This window comes from Acinetobacter sp. 102 (assembly GCF_037028485.1).
Lineage (GTDB): Bacteria > Pseudomonadota > Gammaproteobacteria > Pseudomonadales > Moraxellaceae > Acinetobacter > Acinetobacter higginsii.
In genome coordinates this window covers 73,642-94,133 of record NZ_JAZEZK010000002.1, presented here as the reverse complement: position 1 = coordinate 94,133, position 20,492 = coordinate 73,642, and the positions used below count along the sequence as shown (strand labels likewise).

The following is a 20,492-nucleotide window of genomic DNA, read 5'->3' as shown; positions in this document are numbered from 1 at the left end:
ATTCATTATAAAGGCGACTAGCATAGCGAGCTTTTATTCATCAACAAAATGCTTTTTTTGCATATTTAATAACGGTTTTATTGATAAGCCTATCTAATTGCCACAAAAAGAAAAAGCCCAGACGAATCTGAGCTTTGACAATCAATTTCTAAATGAAATTAGTTCTTATCTGGCAATGCATACGCCACGAGATAATCACCCATTTTAGTACCGAATGAACCATGTCCACCGGCCATAATCACCACATATTGTTTGCCATTGGCTTCATAAGTCATTGGGGTTGCTTGCCCACCTGCAGGTAAACGTGCTTCCCACAACTTATCACCATTTGAAACATTGAATGCACGAATGTAGTTATCTTGGGTTGCACCGACAAACATCACATTACCCGCAGTCGAAATCGAGCCGCCTAAACCAGGTACACCAATTTTCACTGGTGGTAACTGGAATAAGGTTGGCAAGCTGTCACGAATGGTACCAATACGTTTTTTCCATACCACTTCATGAGTTTTCAAGTCCACACCTGCAACAAAGCCCCAACCTGGTTGTTTACATGGTAAACCCAATGGAGATAGGAACGGGCTGATATCAACACCATATGGCGTACCATACATTGGTTGCATACCCTGTTCAGTACCAGCACCACGTGCCACAGGTTGACGGTTTGGATCTGCTGGAATTAAACGACTTACGAATGGCAAGCCAATCGGGTTCATGACTGCAACCTGACGATCAGCATTCACTGACATACCGCCCCATTCAAACACACCTAAGTTTCCAGGGAATACCAAGGTTCCATTTTCAGAAGGTGGCGTATAGATGCCATCGTAATTCAGACGTTTAAATTTCACACGACACATCAACTGATCAAACATAGTGGCACCCCACATGTCTTTATCCGTCAATTTATCTTTCGGCGCTAAATCAAAGTCAGAGAATGGTTGAGTTTTTGAGTAGAACTCACCTTTGGTTTGTGGGCCCCATTTCACAGTTTGTGGAACAGGTTTCTCGGTAATTGGTACAATCGGCTGACCATTACGACGATCTAAAACAAAGGCATTGCCTGTTTTAGTCAATACATAAATCGCTGGAACAGTTTGACCAGATTTATCTTGAATATCGGCCAATGACGGTTGTGATGGTACGTCCATATCCCACAAATCATGATGTGTGGTTTGGAAGTGCCAGACCAGTTTACCTGTCGTAGCATTGATCGCCAGCATTGAGTTGGCATAACGCTCTTTCAACTCAGTACGATCTCCACCCCAGATATCTGGTGTACCCACACCTGTTGGGACATAGACGATATCTAGTTTTGAATCATAGGCAAGTGGCGCCCATGCGTTTGGTGAATTATGAACAAATTGAGTATCTTGACCTGGCATTGCATTTGGATCAGCTGCGCCTGTATCAAACACCCATAATAATTTACCTGTGTTCACGTCATAACCACGAATCACACCTGATGGCTCTTTATTCGAATGGTTATCTGTTACAGAACCTGCAATCACTACAGTGGTACCAGAAACCACACCCGGAGATGTTGGGTTATAACCACCTGGATATGCATATGGCATGAATTCTTGTAAATTCACTTCACCATTTTGACCAAAGTCAGAACATGCTTTACCTGTATCTGCATTAACTGCAACTAAACGACCATCATTTACAGGAACAAAGACTTTACGTGGACACTCGGTTGAGGTCGACTTTTTCGCCTGTAAACTGGTTGCAAATTCAGTGGTATTAGCAGCATCGTAGTACATCACACCACGACAAGTTAAATGCTGGAAGGTTTTATCGGTTTTGAGCTTAGGATCAAAACGCCATTTTTCCTTACCCGTTGCAGGGTCAATCGAAATTAAATGTTGATGTGGTGTACACATAAACATGTTATTGCCGATCTTGATTGGTGTTACTTGGTTGGTGGTTTCACCCGAATCATTTTCAGTTCGGAAATCACCAGTACGTAATGTCCAAGCCACTTTGAGATCTTTGACGTTTTTATCGTTGATCTGTGTCAATGGAGAATAACGTTCACCGCCCTGACTACGACCATATGCAGGCCAATCTTCAGGGGCAATACCATCCACGGCTTTCGCTTGTGCTGGCTGTGGCGTTTGAATCACACCATTAATTTCTTGTGGATCATTAAAGATCGAGTACACCATCACCACAATTGCAATGGCTAAAGTCGATGACAATGCCACTTTACTTGAAGTGAGGTTATCAATCCCACGCGTCACCGCTGGAATGAGTAACCACAAACCTAAGATGCCAAGGATATCAAGACGTGGTGCCAGTGCCCAGAAGTCGGTCCCAACTTCCCATACACCCCAAACCACACTACCTAACATCAATGCCGCATAAACCCATAATGGACCTGAGGCACGTTTATAGAGTTGTACTGCTACAATGAGCAGCAGCACGCCTGCAATTACATAATAAAAAGACCCGCCAATTGCTGCGAGCCAGATACCGCCAACGAGCAAGAACAATGCAATGAGGGCGATAATCACCACCGTCAAGGCTCTAAGCCCAGATTTTGAAGCAGATTGATTCATAAGATCACCTTGCATCTTTTATATTTTAGATCCATAAAAAGCAAGAAAAGTCTCTTTTTATGGTCGAGTTCAAATCACAGCAAGAACTTTGCAGATATCGCCTATTTTATAAACTATATCTGCAAAATTGCTCGAGTATCAAAATTAGAAAATGGTTTGGAACTTAATCCCACCCACCCAGGTCTTATCCCCATCCTTCAATGCACCGACATGGTGAACATATTGAATATTTGGACGGATGGTGAGCCAGTTGGTGGCATGAATGCCGTAATACAACTCAGTGTTATATTCTTCATCCAATAGACTATTGTTTTTGTCATTGGCGTGAATACGGGCAACACCTAAGGCAATTTCATCTTGAGGACGTTGATCTAACAGGCCTTTATAGACCAATCCAACATTTTGCATGTCTTTGATGGCATTGGTTTTAGAATCATGCACTGTGACATTGACAAAGCCAGTTAAACCACGATCTGACTGACCATCATGACGAGTCAACTGTTGTTTCGCAGTAAACCAACCGCCTTGTTTATGTCCAGTCTTGGCAGGATTCTCGATTTCTGCGGCATCCGCTGTACTGTAGTAATAACCAAAACGGTATTCACCTGGCAAAGCAAGTGCACCCAGCTTAGGATTCCAGACCACTTCTGCTGGAATAATCGCACCACGAGAGCCATCTGTACTTAGGTTAAAACCTTTGCCACGCTGTAAGTTCTCAGGGTTATATTCATACACCCCGATTTGTGCATAAAGATCTGGCTGTAGGTTATATTTGACACGCAATGCCCATTGGCTCACAGGCCAGTTGTACCATTGGTCACCCACCCAGTTACCCACCTGAGAACCACATAGTGATAAGTTCTGGAAATCACAGTTAAAACTGTTGAAATCTTCGCCTTCACCAAAACGACCGACTTTAATATCTAAAGCTTGATCTAAAAATTTCTTTTTGATCCAGAGGTCGGTTAAACGCCACGTTTGACCACGCCCCCAAACTTCTTGTACAGAACTTTGGTGACCTTGTAAGCCATCTGCGGTTTGTGACAAAGACTGCCCATCACGGTATGTCACCGTGATCTGCGCCTCAGTATCTTGCCAACCTAAAATTTTATTTAGGTCGAAGTTTGTGCCCAACGCCAATTGTCCAGTGAATTCACTGCCGTGGCTTGAGTATTGCTTAGAATCTAAAACCCCTGCAAATTCACCTGTGTAATCAGCAGAAAATTTGTAACCCTGTTCTTGCAACGCAGTGCGTTGACCGTTCCAATCACCAAACAGCCATTGACCATTTGGGTCAAATGCGGAAGATGCTGCTTGAGTATGTTGTGTGAAAAGACTCAATGATAGAACGGATAAACAAGAAACAATCAAAGACTTAGAGATTGTCATGTTTACGTAACCTTTTATGTTATTGTGTATAAAAGGTTACTCTCATTTTTAAATTACAACTTATTCAAAATGTTAACAATCTGTACAATATTTTAACAATCAGTGATTAGTCGCACATATTTTCTACCATTTACCCTCACCCAAACCCTGACCAATAAAGGCATACTTCATTTGCGAACGGGAAAACTTGATCGGACAGGCCAACTGTGGCTCAGTTTGTGATGCATTTTCCGATACTGGCACATCAACCACCCAGCCTCTTTGTTGAGCCATTGGCGAGACCAAGGCTTCATCCAGACTGAGTACAGGTTCAACACAAATATCTAAGCTTTGGAACAGCTGCTGCCATTCTGCAAAGTCTTGTGTTTTAAACTTTTCCTGCAAGGCTTGCTTTACCGCTTGACGATCTTCTGGGTCAAACGATGTTCCTTTTGCAAGGAGTACAGGTAATTCTAAAGCTGCAGCCAAGCCTGTCATAAATTGTGGCTCTAAACTTCCCACTGAAAAATAGCGACCATCTTTGGTTTGATAATAATCATAGAAGCTTGCACCATTCAGCATTCCCGCCTCGGGTGCTTGTGGCGTTTTCCCTGCCAGACTTGCAGAAGCGGCCATACTATTCAGACTCGCCACACAATCGGTCATTGAAATATCAAGATATTGACCTAGACCACTGCGTTGACGCTCAACCACAGCAGCAAGAATCCCAATCACTGCATGCAAAGAACCACCTGCCACATCTGCAATTTGGATTCCCAAGGGTGGCGGTCCACCATCTTGACGACCACTATGCCCAGACACGCCTGCCAACGCTAAATAGTTAATGTCGTGTCCTGCCCGATCTTTATAAGCTCCTGTTTGACCATAACCTGTAATCGAACAATAGATAAGTCGTGGATTAATCTCCGCTAAAGTCTCATAGTCCAAGCCCAAACGGCGCATCACATCTGGACGGAACTGTTCAAGCACGATATCGAACTCAGATATTTTATTTTTGATCAGTTCAATATTGGCTGCATCTTTGAGGTCAAGTGCAATCGACTGTTTATTCCGATTCAGATAACTGTGCGCAGTGGCCTGACCATTGGCATAGGGTGGCATAATCCGTACAAGGTCTGGACGAGTCGGTGATTCCACATGGATAACTTCTGCACCCATGTCGGCAAGGTACATACTGGCAAATGGCCCTGGTAATAAAGTCGAAAAATCGAGGACTTTCAATCCCTTTAGTGCAGATGGCATAATAATTTTTACTCAATTTGTTCAAATTTTCTTTTATACTAGGTGTGGATAAACACAAAAACAATGTCATGTTCAGCCATTTACCTTGATAGTTTCGGCAATTTAACATGTATACAAGGCGCAATTATTTTTCTTGTCAATTGCCCAATTTGATATTTTAGACGGTTATTTAGGTCAATTATCGTGAATAGTAAAGAAACTGAAGGATTCAATATGAGCCGTGATACGATCAGCATCCACTTCGTGAATGCGGCTTTAACAGGTGTTAAACGCCTAGGCATGGACGTTGAAACGTTACTTTCACATGTCGGCATAGAGGCTGAATTACTTCGCCAACCGAAGGCTCGAATCTCTCCAGAGCAGTACACTCGTTTTGTAAAAATGTTATGGATGGTGACCCAAGACGAACACGTTGGTTTCGATGTACAGCCACGTCGCTTAGGTACATTTGCAATCATGTGCCAATTGATCATCCACTCCAAAACACTTGGACAAGCACTGGAACTCTCCTCTCAATTCTACAAACTGTTTGGAGATGAATGGTCTGTGAGCTTGGAACGTGACAAGCATGAAGCACGTTTAGTCCCCCACATTCCTAAAGCTTTAGACCCTGATCACTTCATTACTGAAAGCATGCTGATGATTTGGCATGGTCTAGCATCATGGTTGATTGAACGTCGCCTACCTTTAGAGCGTGTGCATTTTGGTTATGAGCGTCCGAATCATGCTGATGAATACGATGCATTATTCTTTGCTCCAGTGATGCAATTCGATGCGCCACGTACAGAGATTACTTTTGCTGCGGATTATCTAGATCTTCCAATCCGTCAAGATGAAAAGACTTTAGAAGAATTCTTGAAAGCAGCACCTGCCCAACTGTTAGTGAAATTCAAAAATACCAACTCGTTGACTTCACGTATTCGTGATGTATTAAAGAGCCAGATTGGCGAAGAAATGCCAACACTCAATGATGTCGCGGCAATGTTGTATTTATCGCCACAAACCTTACGTCGTCGTTTGGCTGCAGAAGGTAAAAGCTATCAAGGTGTTAAGGATGCCTTGCGTCGTGATGCTGCGATTCATTTATTACTCACACCAAACCTCACTCTTGAAGATGTAGCACAACAAGTCGGCTTTAGTGAAACCAGTACTTTCCACCGTGCCTTTAAGAAATGGACAGGTGTGACTCCTGGTTTATATCGTCAGTTGCATGGCCATCACAACTAATAACGACAATGCAGTGTTCAACCTTATATAGTTGAACACTGCATTTTAAATATGCTAATAATCAAGCAGCCCCCTACAATTTGCTTGAATAACAATGATCATTAAAAAAGCTGACTTTTCTCACCCACAAGTACAAAATTTGATTTATATCCACTTGCATGGCCTACATCAAAATACCCCACTTGAACATAGTTTTGCATTAGACCTCAGCAGTCTGCAAAAAGATACAATTAGCGTCTATACCTTATGGAGCGATGAAGAATTACTGGGCTGTGGCGCAATCCAAGAACTGACACCCGACCATGCAGAAATCAAGTCTATGCGGACTCATCCTGCCCATTTACGTCAAGGGGTTGCAGCACAACTACTGGAATATTTGCTAGAACTTGCCCAGCAACGTCACTATGAAAAAGTCAGTTTAGAAACAGGAAAAGATACTCACTTTGATGCAGCAATCAAACTTTATAAGAAGTTTGGCTTTATTGAAGGTGCCGCTTTCGCAAAATATACCGAATCACCTTATAACCAATTCTTTCATTTAGATTTGTCGAATGATTCCATAAACTCAACTTGAGATGATCTACGCATTGAATAGCCATTGCTCAATGCCTTTTGGATAAACAGGATATTGAGTCAGTGCGATTTGTTCTCGACTTAGCCACTGTGCGATATAGCTATGTCCATTGATTTCGCAACCCTGTATGTGGTGTTGCTTATAGATATGTAGGTCTATAAATTCGGCATCATATACAAACACAATTTCATGGCCTTGCTGTCCATCAAAGCTAAATAGATTTTCCATGACGCAGATAAGTTTTGGCTGTATCAGCTGCTGCTGAATTTCTTCCAAGACCTCTCTTTCAATTGCCTGAATAGATGTTTCCCCAAACTCGATACCACCACCGATCGGTCTGAAAAAATATTCATCCTTGTTGGGATCATACGCTTTTGCAAGTAACACCTTGTCATTATGACGAAATAGGCATAACGCTTTTGCTCGAATAGACGTCATTGCATGGCCTTAATCTGTTCTAAAAATTTTTCTGCTTGTTGTGGAGAGGTTAAACGAATAAACCGAATATGCTGATAGTCTGGATTCTGCATCAAAGCTAAGTATTTTTTTCGGTTTTTCGGATAGGACTTAATTAACCAGATAAAAATAGATTCTTTGGACAGCATCAATTTTAAACTTTCCCGATTATTTGAATCTTCCCATAACTTTTTCCGACTGATCACACGCCCGAATGTACGCTTGGTCAAACGATATAAATTGATGTGAAAGGGATAATCTAACCAGATGACGGTATCTACTTTCTCCATCATCATTGGAGTAGTGCGGGTATAAAGACCATCAATGACCCACCCTGCTGTAGCATTTTTCATGGCGATTTTTAGCTTCAAAAACAAGGCTTCATTGGCCGATTCTTGCCAATCATCCAGCCAAAGTAAATTATCCAGTTCGATGTATTGTAATAGTTGTTTTTGCGCCAACTGTCGGGCAAACGTCGATTTACCCGAACCTGTCGTACCAATAATATTAATAAACTTCATTTGTTATTAGCACAATTAAAAGACATGAGAGTCTAAACAACTTGCATCGGCTTGTGAATCAGCAGATGCAAGTTGCAAATCAATTACTTATCTCGAGCAGCTTGAATCAGTTTCTCAGCATTGTCCTCAGTCACCTGCCAAGTGAGGCAACGCACGCTACCGCCCATTGGACAAACACTTTCAGCATTTACAGGAATGACTTTCTTACTGGTATTTTGCTTGATGATCGTGAGTGCTTTCTGATCATGCGGCATATTAAAGGTTGGCACATAAATATTGTGATGTGTGACCGTCGCATTTAAATTCACACCACATGCTGACTCAAAACCTTCCCATTGCCCTTTGGGATTGGTCTTATATTCAACAGGCACTTCCACAATTTTTGCAGTTGGAAATGATGCTTTTAACTCCTTCATTACGGTTTTTCTAAATGATGGTGTTTTTGAATAGTCATTCACAAGCAAAGTATTTTTATCCACCCAACTGACCATGCCATCTGAATGTGCCAGCACTTCTTCATCTGGTTCTAAAATGGCAACTTCGGTTGCACCCAACGTAGCCTTTAACTCTTGTTTGGCCTCGTTATAGCTAAGCTCATTATCTTCCATAAAACGTGTAGTGGTAATGACACGACCCGCATAGTCATCAACGAGGTTACCCCCATCAATCATCAAATCAGTTTTAGCTCTTTGAATTTGATAACGATCAGCAAACTGACTAAAACTTTTTTGCACATCTTTACTTTGTTTCTGGGTCATCGAAGCCCAAGTATAGGTAAATTGCACAGGTTGCATTGGATTAACCGTAGTAAAGTCGCGCATCCAGATATCACGGACATCATCTACCAGTAAAATATCTTCAGGCACTTTGCCCGTGAAATAAGGCTTGGTATCCTCATCCACCAAAATCACGACATTGTCATTACCCAAAATTGATTTTGCATAATCAATCTGAAAATCTACAATTCGTTGAAAAGCAGATTTGTAATACGGATCATGTACAGAAGGTGCAGACAACACCAATAGCATTTTGTCATCAGCAGCTTGATTTGAATAGGTTTGGCTCACCTTGTTTTTATCCTCGATTGTTTTGTTATTTTCAATATTCCGTCCAGATGAATCACATCCAAAAAGTGACAAGATCAATACCATGGCCGCATAGTGACGCTTTAGTTTTATCATGTGCTTTCGCCCATCTTTTCTATCAATCATTTCCAAATGCTAGTCTAATCGAAGATGTCACAAGACATGTAGAAAAATACCAAATTTAACGCTTGGCTTGATTACTCACGCAACCTATCAAATTGGCGAAAAGCATCAAACTTGCCAATGTTTATCATCATTGCACTGACACTTAAATTGAGTACACTCGATAAACAACAATTTTAAGGTGATACAAGGAAAACCTATGAGCGAGGCCTACATTATTGATGCCATTCGCACACCACGCGGAAAAGGGAAAAAAGACGGCTCACTTCATGAAGTCAAACCGATTACTTTACTCACATCATTACTCAATGAATTACAACAACGCCATCAACTTGATACGTCAAAAGTGGATGACATCGTTTTAGGTTGTGTTACCCCGATTGCAGACCAAGGCGGTGATATTGCTAAAACTGCGGCTATTGCAGCAGGCTGGAATGATGATGTTGCTGGTGTACAAATCAACCGTTTCTGTGCATCTGGTTTGGAAGCAGTCAATTTGGCAGCACAAAAAGTCCGCTCTGGTTGGGAAGATATCGTCGTCGCAGGCGGTGTGGAATCCATGTCACGTATCCCGATGGGCTCTGATGGCGGCCCATGGGCACTTGATCCTGAAACCAACTTAAAATCTTCTTTTGTACCACAAGGCGTTGGCGCGGACTTGATCGCAACATTAGATGGCTATAGCCGCGAAGATGTCGATACGTTTGCAGTCGGCTCACAACAAAAAGCAGCGGCAGCACAGGCCAAAGGTTATTTCGATAAATCCGTCGTTCCTGTTAAAGATCATTCGGGTGTACTGATCTTAGAAAAAGATGAATTTATTCGAGGTGCTACCACCGTTGAAGGCTTAGCAAAACTGAATGCCAGCTTTGAAATGATGGGACAAATGGGCTTCGATGCGGTTGCGCTACAGAAGTATCCTGAAGCACAAAAAATTAACCATGTGCATCATGCGGGTAACTCATCAGGCATCGTTGATGGTGCTGCGGTGGTGTTATTGGCTTCTGAAAAAGCCGTCAAAGAACAAGGCTTAAAACCACGCGCCAAAGTACTTGCAACGGCATTGGTGGGTACAGATCCAACCATTATGCTGACAGGCCCTGCCCCTGCTGCACGTAAAGCCTTAGCCAAAGCGGGCTTAACGATTGATGATATTGACCTATTTGAAGTCAATGAAGCCTTTGCTGCCGTGGTGATGCGTTTTATCAATGAACTCAACGTTCCAGCCGAGAAAGTCAATGTGAATGGCGGTGCAATTGCGATGGGTCATCCGTTGGGTGCAACAGGTGCCATGATTTTAGGAACTTTGTTAGACGAGTTAGAACGTCAAGGCAAAAAACGTGGCTTAGCCACATTGTGTGTTGGTGGTGGAATGGGGATCGCTACCATTATTGAAGTTGTATAAACACCCAACGCTCCCAGAAATATGATACTCGGAAAGGTCATTCGCAACCTGCACAGTATATGCAATTTATTGTTTCTACGATCAATTTTATAAATGAAGAAATTGAACAGGTTTTGCGAATGACAATGGTTTTGCCTACTTTTGCCGAAACAAAAGTAGGTCGAACCGAAGGTTTATCCTGAAATTAGATGAGAGCTAAACAAGACTCTGCTATGCGTATTTTCATAAATACAGATAAGCGGGTGACTTGAAACAAAGCTTATAAAATATTGGACGATGATATATGAGCGCTATTAAATACGAAAAAAACGCTGACAATATTGTAATTCTTACCCTTGATTCATCGGGTCAATCTGCCAATACCATGAATGCAGAATTCCGTGATTCACTCAATGAAGTCAGCCAAAAGCTTAAAACAGAAACGGATCTAAAAGGCATTATTTTCCGTTCCGCCAAGAAAACCTTCTTTGCTGGTGGTGACTTGGATGAGCTGATTCAAGTACAACCTGAACATGCCACTGAATTTTTCAAAATGATTGAAGAACTCAAGGGTGACTTACGTGCAATTGAAACTTTAGGTGTACCTGTTGTTGCTGCCTTAAATGGTACGGCGCTTGGTGGCGGTTGGGAAATTGCTTTAGGCTGTCATTACCGTATTGCCATCAATGATCCAAAAACCAAATTTGGTTTGCCTGAAGTGACCTTAGGCTTGCTGCCAGGCGGTGGCGGTATCGTGCGTATGGTACGTCTGCTTGGCTTACAAAATGCGTTTCCATTCCTGATGGAAGGCAAGCAATTTGGGGTAGATAAAGCAAAATCACTTGGTTTGGTACATGACACCGCTGAGAACGAACAAGAGCTGTTAGACAAAGCCATTGCTTGGGTCAAAACCAATCCAAAGTCACAGCAACCTTTTGATGTTAAAGGCTACAAAATCCCAGGTGGCGATCCGAAAACGCCTGCTGTAGCACAAGTGCTTGCAATTGCCCCTGCGATGCTACGTGATAAAACCAAAGGCTGTTACCCTGCGCCTGAAGCGATCATGGCGGCAGCAGTAGAAGGTGCGCAGGTTGATGTTGATACCGCTTTGCGTATCGAATCACGTTACTTTACTCAACTCACGGTCGGTCAGATTTCTAAAAATATGATCGGTACTTTCTGGCATGGCCTCAATGCAATTAAGTCTGGTGCAAGTCGCCCTGCGGATGTTGCAAAATGGCAAGCGACCAAAGTCGGTGTGTTAGGTGCGGGTATGATGGGTGCAGGCATTGCCTATTCAACTGCAATCAAAGGCATTCCTGTAGTTTTGAAAGATGTCTCTGTTGAAAATGCTGAAAAAGGCAAAGCCTACTCACAAAAATTACTGGATAAACGTGTTTCACAAGGCCGTATGACCGCAGAAAAGCGTGACCAAGTCTTAGCACTGATTACTGCAACGGCGAATGCGGCAGATTTGCAAGGCTGTGACCTGATCATAGAAGCGGTGTTTGAAAACCAAGAACTGAAAGCCAAAGTGACGCAAGAAGCTGAACAATATTTGGCTGAAGGTGGAATCTTTGCATCGAATACCTCTACCCTACCAATCACTGGTTTGGCGACGGCAAGTAAAGATGCTCAAAAATTCATTGGACTACATTTCTTTAGCCCAGTCGATAAAATGCAATTGGTCGAAATTATCAAAGGTAAACAGACCTCTGCTGATACATTGGCCAAGGCTTACGACTTTGTTCAGCAAATTGCCAAAACCCCAATTGTAGTGAATGACAGCCGTGGCTTCTTCACCAGCCGCGTGTTTGGTACTTTCATTCAAGAAGGGATGCGTCTACTTGCAGAAGGTGTACATCCAGCCAAAATTGAAATGGCAGCACTGAAAGCAGGTATGCCGGTTGGCCCACTTGCGATTCAGGATGAAGTTTCTCTGAGCTTGACTGAACATGTCGCAGCAGAAACCCGTAAAGCCCTGCAAGCGGAAGGCAAAGATTTACCGAAAACCCCAGTGGATGAAGTGGTACACACCATGATTCATGAGCTAAACCGTAAAGGTAAGGCAGCGGGTGCAGGTTTCTATGACTATCCTGAAAATGGTAAAAAACATTTATGGGATGGTCTCAGCCGCTGGCAGAAAGACAATAGTATTTCTGAACAAGACATGATTGATCGTTTCCTGTTTGTACAAGCACTGGATACTTTACGCTGCTATGAAGAAGGTGTTTTAGAATCTGTGATTGATGCCAATGTCGGTTCAATTTTCGGAATTGGTTTTGCTCCATGGACAGGCGGTGCCATTCAATTCCTGAATCAAAATGGCATTCAAAAATCATTGCAACGTGCCGAGCAACTGGCGGAACAATACGGTGAGCGTTTTACACCACCAAAATTATTGAAAGAAAAAGCACAGCAAAATACTGTGATTCAATAATCTCGATTTAGCCAAGCCAATTAAGGCCCGTATGGAACTCCTTGTCTGTACGGGCTTTTTTATGCGCTCGACAAAATCACAGCAAAACATCTGAGTAATGCATCACAATTTATGCTATAACTTTCTCAATTCTGCTTTATTTTTTTGCATCATTTGGAAATTTCTTATGTCTGAAAAACTCTGCCCAGAAACTTCGCCTTGGGGTTGGAAAGCATTAATTATCACCACAATTCTCAGTGTACTGTTTATGGTGATTTTCTACTTGGCCATTAATAATGAACCAGATTATATGCCAATGAATCAAAAGAAAGCAGCTACCCCAGCTGAAATGTCACAATCATCAGTGACAACAGAAACAGGGGCAACGGAAGCACATCAACACAATCACTAAAGTGTTATTGTCGAATATGATAAATCCGTGTAAAACATGGGTTTATCATGATATTCGAGATTTTCAATGCTTCAACAAAATCGTCAGGCACTGGTCGTTGAAGGCGGTGGAATGCGCGGAGCATTCACCAGCGGTGTCTTAGATGCATTTTTACAGCAACAATTTAATCCTTTTGATCTCTGCGTTGGCGTCTCTTCAGGCTCAACCAATGTGGCCAACTATCTCGCAGCCCAACAAGGCCGCACCCTAAATCTCTACCTCGATCACTCGCTTCGTTCTGAGTTTATTCAATATGGTCGCTTTTTCAAAGGCGGTGACCTATTGGACTTAAAATGGATGTGGGACATCGTCGAAAAAGAGCATCCGCTCAATCAAGCCCATCTGTTTGCCAATCATCCTGAATTTTATATGGTATTGACTCATGCGATTTCAGGCGAGGCGACTTACATTAAAGCCTCGAAAGACAATATTCTAGATGGTTTAAGAGCATCAAGCTCGATCCCTGTATTGACACGCCAAGCCGTTGAGGTTTTCGGTGAACCTTATTTTGATGGTGGCGTTGCCGATGCCCTACCTGTGCATTGGGCAGCACAACAACATGATGTTTCCAAGTTAATGGTACTCAGAACTCGTCCAAAAAAATATTATAAAGCTAGTAGTAAAGGTGATCAGTTCCTTGCCAAATACCTGTTTAAACAACAGCGTGGTTTTGCACAAAGTTTATTAACGCGGACTCAACGTTATAACGATGCTGTCGAATTTACCCGCTCAGCCTCTGGTCAGAAAATCTTGGAAGTTTGCCCCCCTGATTTAAAAAATATGGCAGGTCGTCTTTCAAAGAATAAAGCCAAGATACGCTATAGCTATGATGTAGGAATAGAAACAGGTTTAAAGGCAATTGAAGACTGGAACAAGCTTTAATTCTTATACAAACAAATCCAATTTTCCTTTGGATGGCGAAGCGTTTTTTCTTAGTTCAATGATGGCAGCATCTTCGGTCTACGCATCCCTATCCAAAGCATGAACCAATTTCTTATCATCAATTCCATATTCCTACTTGGCAAATCTGCCTCAAAAGGCGCAAAATCTAGTTTTGTTTTTGTTATTTTTGGAATTTATTATGAATAATCAACCATCCCCAAAAAAAGATTCAAATGAAGAAACGGTATTGGGATGGAAATTTGTCATTATTGTCGGTGTGCTCAGCACGATCTTTTTAAGCTTTTTCTATTTGGCCATGACCCAAGAACCGGATTATATGCCAGGCGCACAGCGTAAAGCTCAACAACAGGAACATACTCAAAATAGCTCTTCAGCGAGTTCTGAAGTGGCTGCCCAAACTCAGCAACAGCCATAAACTCAGTCCAATTCAAGCTCATTCACTTCATTGTGAATTTACTGTAGAAGTGGCATCCGCATTTCAATATGAGGGATGCCACACTCATCATATTCATCCCCTTGCACCACAAAACCCAGCTGCTGATAAAATGACATCGCATGGACTTGTGAAGACAAATGCAGGAATATACGTCCCTGCTGCTTCGCAAAAGCAATAATCTCCAGCATAATCATTTGACCAAGACCTTGCCCCCGATAAGCCTTAAGCACAGCAACGCGCCCCACACTATTATTTTGCAATAATCGTGCTGTCGCAATCGGCTGATCCTGATCATAGATAACAAAATGTTGTGAGATCGCATCTTGCTCATCCCACTCATCCACTTCAGCAATACCTTGTTCCTGAATAAAAACCAATGTTCGGATCAATTTCGCATCTTGCTGTAATTGATCCCAATTTCCCTGTTTGACTTGGTACATCGTTTTCTCTGTTTTAATTAACACTTACAGCCAATATTCTCGACTGGCATCTGATCTTGTAATAATAATTCCAGACTCTGTTTTTCAATGCCATACATGGCTTTCAACGCTTGAATTTGCTGCATGATTTTGGCATCAGGTTGTTGAATATCTTTGCGCTTGGTTGCAAGAATCATTTTATTCTTACTGGTATGCTCCAAAGATACAAACTCAAAAACTTTGGTTTCATAACCATAGGCTTTAAGCAATAAAGCTCGCAAGGTATCAGTGAGCATTTCAGCCTGTTGCCCTGCATGAATGCCGAATTGCAACATCGGCTGTAACACCTCTGGACTTTGTAGCTGTGGGCGAAGTTCCTTGTGGCAACACGGTGCACACATAATCATGGATGCATTCAGACGAATACCAGTATGAATGGCAAAGTCAGTGGCGATATCACAGGCATGCAATGCAATCATCACATCTAACTTTTCTGGCTGATAGCTACGCACATCCCCTTCAAAGAAATCCAGATGACTAAAACCCGTTTGATCAGCCACATTCTGGCAAAACCCAACCAGATTCGAACGCAGTTCAACCCCCGTAATCAAGGGGGTCTTATGCTGCGCCTGCAAATAATCATATAAAGCAAAAGTTAAATAACCTTTGCCTGAGCCAAAATCAACAATATTCAATTCTTGCTGTGAAGCATCAATCTGTTCATACGCATGCGAAAAGATTTCAATAAATTTATTAATCTGTTTCCACTTCCGCGCCATGCTTGGAACGATTTGTCCTTTTTCATCAGTAATACCGAGATGCTTTAAAAATGGACTTTGCTGTTGTACATAGCGCTGCTTTTCACGATCGTGCTGCTGTTGCCCTACTTTGTCGGTAGATGCCTGTTTCTTCTGAGTGTTCAACATGGCTTTCTTCTTATTTTTCTTCAGTTGAACGTCTTGTTCAGTACTAAAGAGATTGGCTTGCTTAGACAGACTCAATAACTCAGCAATCTTTTCCAAACCTTCGGCAATACTATAATTTTTAGTGATGTCTTGTGTGCTGTGATGGTATAAGCAAGACAAGGTTGCCTGCCCCTGTAGTTCAATCACACGAAATGTCATCTTTTCTAGTTGCGCTATTTCGCCTTTGTACTGACTCAAAATCAGACGATCAAAGCTTTTATTTTCAATAGATTGCTGGATATCCAAGAAAAACTGCTGTTCTTGTTCAAAAGAAAAATTCGGCGCAAACATAATGAAAACCTGACAAATAGAAACTAAATTTTAAAGCGTCTTACTTTAAAAGGGAAATTGCATTGCGATACAGTTGTATTTTTATGCAACCAGATCGCTTGATGAACACAAACACATTGCTGGACTATGACCCCAAAGAAGAATTGATTAATGCCTATAGTCATGGGGCTGGCGCATTGTTGGCTTTAATTGCCTCAATCTTTTTGATCATCAAAGGCTATGGCCTGCCTTTAGGGCAATGGATCAGTTTATGGGTCTATGGCTTTAGCTTGGTACTGTTGCTCAGTAGTTCCATGCTGTATCACTTTGCCCAAGATGAACGTAAACGTTATTGGTATAAAAAACTGGATCATACCGCGATTTACTATCTGATTGCAGGCACCTATACCCCTTTTCTCAGTATTGCCATCCCAACCGCCAAAGCGCATTACTTACTGATCGCCTTATGGGCCATTGCCCTGATCGGTACTCTGTTCAAACTGGTATTCATTCATCGCTTCCAAAAAATTTCTCTAGCCGCCTATTTAGTCATGGGTTGGCTGGCTGTTTTGGTGATGGATGATATGCAACGTTACTTGTCTCGAGAAGCGGTGCAACTACTGATTGCAGGTGGTTTGGCTTATACCATCGGCACATTGTTTTATGCCTTAAAAAAGGTAAGATATACCCACGCAATTTGGCATGTTTTTGTGCTATTAGGCGCAGGATTACACTTTTTGGCAATCTACTGTTATGTATTATAAGTCCATATATAGCATTAAGTTTTCGAAGTAAAACTGCACATTCAAAAGGAATTTTTCAAGACAGTGATTAGGGGCTGTTGACGTTTCATCCATACATTGCGTTATTGGCTAAAACGACATAAACAAGGCATGAAACGCAAGCAATGGTATCCCCCTTGTCAAGTTTCATAACGCAGTTTAGGGAAGTTTTAGCCATAACCCTACGGGACAGGGATATTTTTTGCCGTTACTGCGTTATATCTTGCTTACTTAGAATGACTAAGTTTCGCAAGACATTCCTTGTACCGCCTAAAAAATTTCCACTGTCGCAAGCATCGGTGAAATATCAGCAGCCCCTATATGTTCTTGAATGAATAACATGAAGGTCTTGTATGTCGTCAAGCACTACGACTGCCACCCCAGAAGTGGCCAGCAATTCAAAAGTACGGGTATTATTTGCTAGCCTTGTCGGTACGACAATTGAGTTTTTTGACTTTTATATCTACGCCACAGCAGCAGTACTCATTTTTCCACACTTATTTTTCCCTGAAAGTAGCGATGGCGCTGCGGTGCTGAAGTCACTTGCGACCTTTGCGATCGCTTTTATTGCCCGCCCAATTGGTGCTGCAATTTTCGGACATCTCGGTGACCGAATCGGACGTAAAGCCACATTGGTTGCTGCTTTACTGACGATGGGTATTTCAACTGTCTGTATCGGCCTACTACCAACCTATGCACAAATTGGCCTTGCTGCGCCTCTATTGCTCGCCTTATGCCGTTTGGGTCAAGGTTTAGGCTTAGGTGGTGAATGGAGCGGTGCGGTACTGCTTGCCACTGAGAATGCACCAGAGGGCAAGCGTGCTTGGTATGGTATGTTCCCACAACTCGGTGCCCCGATCGGTTTTATCCTTGCAACAGGTTCATTTTTATTACTCAATGCTTTTATGTCTGAACAAGCATTCATGACATGGGGTTGGCGTATTCCATTTATTGCAAGTGCAGTGTTGGTTTTGGTCGGTTTATACATCCGTTTAAAGTTGCATGAAACCCCCGCGTTCCAAAAAGTATTAAACAAGCAAAAAGAAGTGAATGTCCCGTTTAAAGAGGTCATGACCAAGCATTTACCAATGCTCATCCTCGGTACGATCGCAGCAATCTGTACTTTCGTGGTGTTCTATCTCACCACCGTATTTGCCTTGAACTGGGGCACCACCAAGCTCGGCTATGCCCGTGGTGAATTCCTAGTATTGCAGCTCGTAGCGACATTATGCTTTGCTGCCTTTATTCCCTTATCTGCAATTTTTGCAGAGAAATTTGGCCGTAGAAATACATCAATTGCGGTATGTATTCTTTCAGCCTTGTTCGGACTGTGTTTTGCACCACTGCTCGGCTCAGGTAGCCCAATTCTGGTGTTCTTGTTCTTATGTATCGGTCTTTCGATTATGGGCTTAACCTATGGTCCAATTGGTACCGTATTGTCAGAAATCTTTCCAACTTCAGTTCGCTATACAGGCTCAGCTTTAACTTTTAACTTGGCAGGCATTTTCGGCGCATCCTTTGCACCGTATATCGCAACCAAGTTGGCAGAAAGTTATGGCTTAGGCGCAGTTGGTTTATATTTAAGTTTGGCTTCCATTTTATCGTTGATCGCATTTTTAATGATTCGTGAAACCAAGCATGATGATGTAAATAACCAAATTTAATCATTATTTTTCAGATGATCTGTGAAAAATACACGCTCAGATCATCTGAAATACCATTCAATTGCATAGTTTTTATCTTATAAAGTTGCGCTTAGGGCTGCATTCTTCCAAATATTTTTTGTGCTAAAATAACCGCCTTCATTTTTTTTAGACGATTGTGTTATGTACGCAGTGATTATCGTTGCCGTATTTTTAGTCAGCTTTTTGTATACCTATTTACGGGGTAAAGAGCGCTTAAAAGCATCTCGACAATTATTTGACCATTCGACATTTTTAGCACCGATCAACATGTTTATGACGGGCTTTTCTAAGTTGCCGAATCAGGCTTTCTTCGATGTGGCACAGTTCCCAGAACTGAAACCATTGCAGGATAACTGGCAAGTGATTCGTGAAGAAGCAATTCAACTGCAAAATCAAATTAAAGCTTCTGAAAAAAACAATGATGCAGGCTTTAATACCTTCTTTAAACGAGGCTGGAAACGCTTTTATCTGAAATGGTATCAAGATAGTCATCCATCTGCACATCAACTCTGTCCAAAAACGGTGGCGTTACTGGAAAGTATTCCATCAGTCAAAGCAGCCATGTTTACCGAATTGCCTTCTGGCAGCTACTTAGGTAAACACCGTGATCCTTATGCAGGATCGGTACGTTATCATCTTGGTCTAGTGACACCCAATAGCGATGATTGCTTTATCGAAGTCGATCAAGAGCGTTATAGCTGGAGAGATGGTGAAGCTACCGTCTTTGATGAAACCTTTGTGCATTGGGCTGAAAACAAAACCGATGAAACCCGTATTATCTTATTCTGTGACATCGAACGCCCGATGAAATGGGGTTGGGCACAAAAGTTTAATCACTGGTTTGGCCGTAATGTCATGTCTGCGGCAAGTTCGCCCAATGATGACCAAGACAAAACTGGTTTTATTAACCGTATTTTTAAATACGGCTATGCCGTGCATCACTATGGCCGTGGTTTAAAAGAGCGTAATCGCCCACTTTACTACGTATCAAAGTGGCTGCTTTTTGCTATCCTGATTGGCTTAATTTTATTACCAAGCTTTTTATAATAAAATTCTTCCATAAAAAAAGAGATGCAATTGCATCTCTTTTTTATTTCAAACAAATTGAAATTAATTTGCTTTAGCAGTCTGTGTACCTGCAGTTTGTGCCGCAGCCGCATTGGCCGCCTGAACAGCTGTTTCACCGATTAAAGCAATCTTCGCTTTCTCTTGGCTTTGTGCTGATAATGCAGGGTTTGATGCCACAATACGGTTAATATTTGCTGAGTTTGCAGGTGCGATTGCAGCCGTTTGCAATACGATTGGGCGGTTGCCTGTATCACCTAAGGTATAGCGAATGCCAGTACGTGGACTAATCACAGTTGTTACTTCACGCTTGACTTGCGCTTCAGCTGTATTGGTACCTTTTGCTGCCAATACTTTATCCACAGTTGTAGTTTGTGGTGCATCGTCTGCAAATGCAAAACCAGATACCGCCGCAGTTGCCAAAATTAAAAGTTGTAATGGTTTTTTCATTGTCTTCCCGCTTTTAATGCGAACTCAATCAAGATCTGTAAGTCCAATAATGAAACTACAAAGCGTGCTTGGACTCAAGTAA

The 20,492-nt window shown here is 42.1% G+C and carries 19 protein-coding genes; 10 read left to right on the top strand and 9 right to left on the bottom strand.

All coding sequences use genetic code 11. The annotated features are described in order from the left end of the window. Positions 1-158: 158 nt before the first annotated feature. The 3 genes from WA352_RS02660 to WA352_RS02650 all read right to left on the bottom strand — a co-directional run bounded on the left by WA352_RS02660 (position 159) and on the right by WA352_RS02650 (position 5,195). Positions 159-2,564, bottom strand: a complete 2,406-nt coding sequence (locus tag WA352_RS02660) for a glucose/quinate/shikimate family membrane-bound PQQ-dependent dehydrogenase (RefSeq protein WP_336141176.1) — start codon at positions 2,562-2,564, stop codon at positions 159-161. Positions 2,565-2,708: 144 nt separating this feature from the next. Beyond that, positions 2,709-3,932 (bottom strand): carbohydrate porin, encoded by a 1,224-nt coding sequence (locus WA352_RS02655; protein WP_336141318.1) that lies wholly within the window; start codon positions 3,930-3,932, stop codon positions 2,709-2,711. Between the two features lie 144 nt (positions 3,933-4,076). Next, positions 4,077-5,195: a CaiB/BaiF CoA transferase family protein gene (locus WA352_RS02650; RefSeq protein ID WP_336141174.1), complete on the bottom strand. Its 1,119-nt coding sequence runs from the start codon at positions 5,193-5,195 to the stop codon at positions 4,077-4,079. 213 nt (positions 5,196-5,408) lie between these two features. On the opposite strand from WA352_RS02650, the gene WA352_RS02645 reads away from it, so the two are divergent. Continuing rightward, complete coding sequence (locus WA352_RS02645) at positions 5,409-6,422, top strand: AraC family transcriptional regulator (RefSeq protein ID WP_004652394.1); 1,014 nt, start codon at positions 5,409-5,411, stop codon at positions 6,420-6,422. 94 nt (positions 6,423-6,516) lie between these two features. Continuing rightward, positions 6,517-6,996, top strand: a complete 480-nt coding sequence (locus tag WA352_RS02640) for a GNAT family N-acetyltransferase (protein ID WP_336141173.1) — start codon at positions 6,517-6,519, stop codon at positions 6,994-6,996. A 6-nt stretch (positions 6,997-7,002) separates the two neighbouring features. Here WA352_RS02640 and WA352_RS02635 read toward each other — a convergent pair whose 3' ends face one another. The 3 genes from WA352_RS02635 to WA352_RS02625 all read right to left on the bottom strand — a co-directional run bounded on the left by WA352_RS02635 (position 7,003) and on the right by WA352_RS02625 (position 9,154). Then, positions 7,003-7,434 carry an NUDIX hydrolase gene (locus tag WA352_RS02635; protein ID WP_336141172.1) on the bottom strand — a complete coding sequence of 144 codons (432 nt, stop codon included), beginning with the start codon at positions 7,432-7,434 and terminating at the stop codon, positions 7,003-7,005. After that, on the bottom strand, positions 7,431-7,973 hold the full coding sequence (locus WA352_RS02630; RefSeq protein WP_336141170.1) for an AAA family ATPase: 543 nt from the start codon (positions 7,971-7,973) through the stop codon (positions 7,431-7,433). Before WA352_RS02630 ends, WA352_RS02635 begins: the two co-directional genes overlap by 4 nt. A gap of 83 nt (positions 7,974-8,056) precedes the next feature. Beyond that, positions 8,057-9,154, bottom strand: a complete 1,098-nt coding sequence (locus WA352_RS02625; protein ID WP_336141168.1) for an agmatine deiminase family protein — start codon at positions 9,152-9,154, stop codon at positions 8,057-8,059. Positions 9,155-9,380: 226 nt separating this feature from the next. Between WA352_RS02625 and WA352_RS02620 the strand changes: the two genes are divergently transcribed. The 5 genes from WA352_RS02620 to WA352_RS02600 all read left to right on the top strand — a co-directional run bounded on the left by WA352_RS02620 (position 9,381) and on the right by WA352_RS02600 (position 14,753). After that, positions 9,381-10,586, top strand: a complete 1,206-nt coding sequence (locus WA352_RS02620) for an acetyl-CoA C-acetyltransferase (protein WP_241352097.1) — start codon at positions 9,381-9,383, stop codon at positions 10,584-10,586. A gap of 283 nt (positions 10,587-10,869) precedes the next feature. Further along, positions 10,870-13,005 carry a 3-hydroxyacyl-CoA dehydrogenase NAD-binding domain-containing protein gene (locus WA352_RS02615; RefSeq protein WP_336141165.1) on the top strand — a complete coding sequence of 712 codons (2,136 nt, stop codon included), beginning with the start codon at positions 10,870-10,872 and terminating at the stop codon, positions 13,003-13,005. A 166-nt stretch (positions 13,006-13,171) separates the two neighbouring features. Continuing rightward, positions 13,172-13,396, top strand: coding sequence for a hypothetical protein (locus WA352_RS02610; protein WP_005206131.1), 225 nt, complete (start codon positions 13,172-13,174; stop codon positions 13,394-13,396). A gap of 66 nt (positions 13,397-13,462) precedes the next feature. After that, positions 13,463-14,317 carry a patatin-like phospholipase family protein gene (locus WA352_RS02605; RefSeq protein WP_336141162.1) on the top strand — a complete coding sequence of 285 codons (855 nt, stop codon included), beginning with the start codon at positions 13,463-13,465 and terminating at the stop codon, positions 14,315-14,317. 199 nt (positions 14,318-14,516) lie between these two features. Further along, positions 14,517-14,753, top strand: a complete 237-nt coding sequence (locus WA352_RS02600; protein WP_005322474.1) for a hypothetical protein — start codon at positions 14,517-14,519, stop codon at positions 14,751-14,753. Between the two features lie 38 nt (positions 14,754-14,791). Here the strand turns inward: WA352_RS02600 and WA352_RS02595 are convergent, their stop codons facing one another. Both WA352_RS02595 and WA352_RS02590 read right to left on the bottom strand, forming a co-directional pair. After that, positions 14,792-15,214, bottom strand: a complete 423-nt coding sequence (locus tag WA352_RS02595) for a GNAT family N-acetyltransferase (protein WP_336141159.1) — start codon at positions 15,212-15,214, stop codon at positions 14,792-14,794. A 17-nt stretch (positions 15,215-15,231) separates the two neighbouring features. Next, positions 15,232-16,449 carry a class I SAM-dependent methyltransferase gene (locus WA352_RS02590; protein ID WP_336141157.1) on the bottom strand — a complete coding sequence of 406 codons (1,218 nt, stop codon included), beginning with the start codon at positions 16,447-16,449 and terminating at the stop codon, positions 15,232-15,234. A 101-nt stretch (positions 16,450-16,550) separates the two neighbouring features. Here WA352_RS02590 and trhA point away from each other — a divergent pair, with 101 nt between their 5' ends. From trhA to lpxO, 3 genes are all read left to right on the top strand, one after another. Then, entirely contained in the window at positions 16,551-17,192 is a 642-nt protein-coding gene (gene trhA / locus WA352_RS02585) for a PAQR family membrane homeostasis protein TrhA (protein ID WP_336141156.1), read from the top strand. Between the two features lie 371 nt (positions 17,193-17,563). Next, positions 17,564-18,874 carry an MFS transporter gene (locus tag WA352_RS02580; protein WP_004802831.1) on the top strand — a complete coding sequence of 437 codons (1,311 nt, stop codon included), beginning with the start codon at positions 17,564-17,566 and terminating at the stop codon, positions 18,872-18,874. Positions 18,875-19,036: 162 nt separating this feature from the next. Then, positions 19,037-19,942 (top strand): lipid A hydroxylase LpxO, encoded by a 906-nt coding sequence (gene lpxO / locus WA352_RS02575; RefSeq protein WP_005206139.1) that lies wholly within the window; start codon positions 19,037-19,039, stop codon positions 19,940-19,942. Between the two features lie 63 nt (positions 19,943-20,005). Here lpxO and WA352_RS02570 read toward each other — a convergent pair whose 3' ends face one another. After that, positions 20,006-20,410, bottom strand: a complete 405-nt coding sequence (locus tag WA352_RS02570) for a hypothetical protein (RefSeq protein WP_004802827.1) — start codon at positions 20,408-20,410, stop codon at positions 20,006-20,008. Positions 20,411-20,492: the final 82 nt, after the last annotated feature.